This window comes from Synechococcus sp. (assembly GCF_982614295.1).
In genome coordinates this window covers 1-3,835 of sequence record NZ_CEXBMR010000077.1, presented here as the reverse complement: position 1 = coordinate 3,835, position 3,835 = coordinate 1, and the positions used below count along the sequence as shown (strand labels likewise).

At 50.0% G+C, this 3,835-nt stretch carries 3 protein-coding genes; 1 reads left to right on the top strand and 2 read right to left on the bottom strand.

Annotated features, from left to right (window positions below):
* Both AC2JC8_RS09750 and AC2JC8_RS09745 read right to left on the bottom strand, forming a co-directional pair.
* A complete protein-coding gene (locus tag AC2JC8_RS09750; protein WP_255131368.1) occupies positions 1–261 on the bottom strand; it encodes a hypothetical protein in 261 nt (86 codons plus the stop codon).
* Positions 262–281: 20 nt separating this feature from the next.
* A complete protein-coding gene (locus AC2JC8_RS09745) occupies positions 282–911 on the bottom strand; it encodes a LuxR C-terminal-related transcriptional regulator (RefSeq protein ID WP_484401825.1) in 630 nt (209 codons plus the stop codon).
* A 163-nt stretch (positions 912–1,074) separates the two neighbouring features.
* Between AC2JC8_RS09745 and AC2JC8_RS09740 the strand changes: the two genes are divergently transcribed.
* Positions 1,075–3,786 (top strand): valine--tRNA ligase, encoded by a 2,712-nt coding sequence (locus AC2JC8_RS09740; protein WP_484401827.1) that lies wholly within the window; start codon positions 1,075–1,077, stop codon positions 3,784–3,786.
* Positions 3,787–3,835: the final 49 nt, after the last annotated feature.

Here is a 3,835-nt window from a genome sequence, read left to right as displayed (position 1 = left end):
TTAATCCTCAGGGAACAGGAAATCGGCGAGTTCTTCAGCATCAACCTCGTAGGCGCGAGCCAAGGTGGTTTCCACTGCGGTAGTTACTTCTGATGGCAAGAAACGCAAGGCATTCATTGCATCCTCTGCGATTTCTTCGTTATTGAGCTTTTCCCCTTCGGGATTCAGTTTTTCATCGTTGAGTACAGCTAATACCCAGCTTTGGTACGCATATACCAAATCGGAAAACTCTAGATCTGGATCGTTTAGATCAAGGGCCATGGTTGCAGAGCTCGGCTCATCTAGTTTGCCTGCAAAAGGCCCAATCGCAGGCCTTCCATCACCGCCTGCATGCGTCCGCTCACATCCAGTTTTTCGTAGAGCTGTTTTTCGTAGCCCTTAGCTGTGTTTTCAGTTATCCCTAATCGCTTTGCCACTTGCTTTGTGCTGGCACCTAGGCAAAGTTCCTGCAACACCTCCAGCTGCCTCGGCGAAAGCTTTTTAGTGGCCGCAGCATTGCTATTGAGAAGGCCTTGATCGATGTAGTGGGACCCAATCGCGATGCTTTTAAGTGCTTGCAGGATGGTGCCTTGGCCAATTCGTTCTGCTTTGCAAATTGCATCTACCCCTGTTTTTAATGCCGCCTGCAGTTGGAAACTGGCTGGTTTAGTTACCACCAAAAGAGTTTGCAATTTTGGTTGGATAGCTTTGCAGCGCTCGATTAGTTGGATGCCATTGCCCGGCAGCAACTGGTCGTGGCAGATCAGCAGTTGCGGCTGATGGCGCTGCACTAAAGCAAATGCCTCGTTTTCGGCGCTGCAAAGCCCTTTGATTAGAACTAGTTTGCCAGCATTAAAGCTGTGGCTAAGCAATTGGTTTAAATCACCAAGGCATAACACCACCGTTTGACCCGATAGTTGCTTGAGGATCAAGCTGTGGCGCTCCTGCAGCTGAGCTAGCTGGGGTGTGTAGTCCAGCGGTGAAAAAGCGCCTCTTACTTTTTTGAATCGCTAAGTTTAAGAATTGGTTAAAGAGTTGTCGGATTGTTACTTGGTTTGGCGTTTTGAGAGCATGGCCTAAAGCCGATGAACCTTTGTGCCCGAGGCCCTTGCTAAAACTTACGACCCGTTAGGCACAGAAACCCGTTGGCAACGTGCCTGGGAGACCCAAGGGGCCTTTCATGCTGAGCCCAATGCAGCAGGTGAACCATTCGCTTTGGTGATCCCCCCACCAAATGTGACCGGTAGCCTGCATATGGGCCATGCCTTTAATACGGCCCTAATAGACACGATTATTCGATTTCAACGCTTGCGCGGTAAAAATGTGCTCTGCCTGCCAGGCACAGACCACGCTTCGATCGCAGTACAAACAATCCTTGAAAAGCAATTAAAGGCAGAAGGCACAACTAAAGAGCTGATTGGCCGTGAAGCATTTTTGGAGCGGGCTTGGGCCTGGAAAGCAGAAAGTGGCGGCACGATCGTTTCTCAATTGCGCAGGCTTGGCTATTCAGTGGATTGGCAGCGGCAACGCTTCACCCTGGATGCCGGTTGCAGCGCGGCGGTGGTGGAGGCCTTCATTCGTTTGCATGATCAGGGCTTGATTTATCGCGGCGAATACCTGGTGAATTGGTGCCCAGCTTCCGGTTCTGCAGTAAGCGATCTGGAGGTGGAAATGAAAGAGGTAGATGGCTTCCTATGGCATTTCCGTTATCCATTAAGCAGTGGTAGTGGTTTCCTCGAGGTGGCCACCACCCGGCCTGAAACGCTCTTGGGTGATACGGGTGTGGCGGTGAATCCCGATGATTCCCGTTATGCCGCCCTAGTTGGTAAAACCCTCACGCTGCCCTTGGTGGGCCGGGAAATCCCAATCGTTGCTGATGAACATGTAGATCCGGCGTTTGGTACCGGTTGCGTGAAGGTAACCCCCGCCCACGACCCCAACGACTTCGCCATCGGTAAACGCCATGGCCTGCCATTGATCACGGTGATTGCAAAAGACGGCACCATGAATGAGGCCGCCGCTGAATTTGCAGGCTTAGATCGCTTTGTCGCCCGCAAGGCGGTGGTAGCAGAGATGGAGGCACTGGGCTTTTTGGTTAAAACCGAGCCGTATGTGCACAACGTTCCCTATTCAGATCGGGGCAAGGTGCCGGTGGAGCCGCTGCTTTCCACCCAGTGGTTTATTCGCACCGAACCTTTAGCGGCTAATTGCCGTGAAGCATTTGAAAAAGTTGAACCCCGATTTGTGCCAGAGCGTTGGAGCAAGGTTTATCTGGATTGGTTAACTAATATCCGCGATTGGTGTATCAGCCGCCAGTTGTGGTGGGGGCATCGCATTCCCGCTTGGTTTGTTATTAGTGAAACCGCAGGAGAAATAACAAGTAATACCCCATATGTGGTGGCCAGCGATCATGCGGAAGCTTTGCAAAAAGCAGAGCTCCAATTTGGAGTTGGTGTGGCCCTTGAGCAGGATCCAGATGTGCTGGATACTTGGTTTTCTAGTGGTTTATGGCCTTTTTCTACTCTGGGCTGGCCCGATAGTGCGGCCGCTGATCTCAAGCGTTGGTATCCCACCAGCTTGCTTGTAACCGGATTCGACATCATCTTTTTCTGGGTGGCAAGGATGACGATGCTGGCCGGTGCATTTACCGGCCAAATGCCTTTTAAAGATGTTTATATCCATGGCCTAGTGCGGGATGAACAAAACCGCAAGATGAGTAAATCAGCTGGAAATGGCATCGATCCATTGCTACTGATTGAGCGCTATGGCGCCGATGCGGTGCGTTTTGCTTTGGTGCGAGAGGTGGCGGGTGCCGGCCAAGATATCCGGCTTGATTACAACCGCAAAACCGATAGTTCAGCCACCGTAGAAGCAGCGCGTAATTTTGCAAACAAGCTGTGGAACGCCACCCGATTTGCGTTGATGAATCTGGATGGTGAAACGCCGCAAAGCCTTGGCAATCCCGATCCGGAAATGTTGCAACAGGCTGATCGTTGGATCCTTTCACGCTTAGCCCGGGTAAACAAGGAAAGCGCTGAAAAGTATGAAACCTATGGGCTTGGGGAAGCAGCAAAGGTGCTCTATGAATTTGCTTGGAACGAGGTATGTGATTGGAGTATTGAATTACTAAAACGCCGCCTACAAGATCCAGCCCAGCAGCGCACTGCCCGCCAAGTGTTGGCAAAGGTATTAACTGAATTATTTGTTATGTTGCATCCATTAATGCCCCATCTCACAGAGGAATTGTGGCATGGATTAACTGGATTTCCAGAGCAAAAACTACTGGCTTTGGAGCCATGGCCAGCGCTTGATCTGCAGGCGATAGATCTTGAATTGGAAGATAATTTTGCTGAAATGATCGAATTAGTAAGAGTAGCTCGCAACCTAAGGGCCACAGGCGGAATGAAACCAGCTCAGAAAGTATCAAGGCTAGTAATAACTAGTGCTCGGCCTGAGTTGCTAAAAGTGCTTAAATTAGCAATACCAGATTTAGCTGTATTAATAAAAGCAGAATTGGTGGAAATAAGCATTGAAATGCCTGAAATGCCTCGTTCGTTAATGGGTATTAGTGGTACATCTCAGGTGCAGTTGCAATTGCCGGAGCAAGATCTTGATGCTTTACGCAGCCGCTTGGAGAAAGATTTAGCAAAAGCAGAAAAAGATATCGCCGGTTTAGCCAGCCGCCTTGCGAATCCAAATTTTGCTGATAAGGCACCAGCAGATGTGGTGCTTGAGTGCCGTGCCAACCTTATGGAGGCAGAAGCGCAGGCTGATCTGGCGCGCAAACGTTTAGGGGATTTGGATTAATGGCCTTTAGGATGTACACATACATCCAAAAAGCTTTTCGCGCTATCAA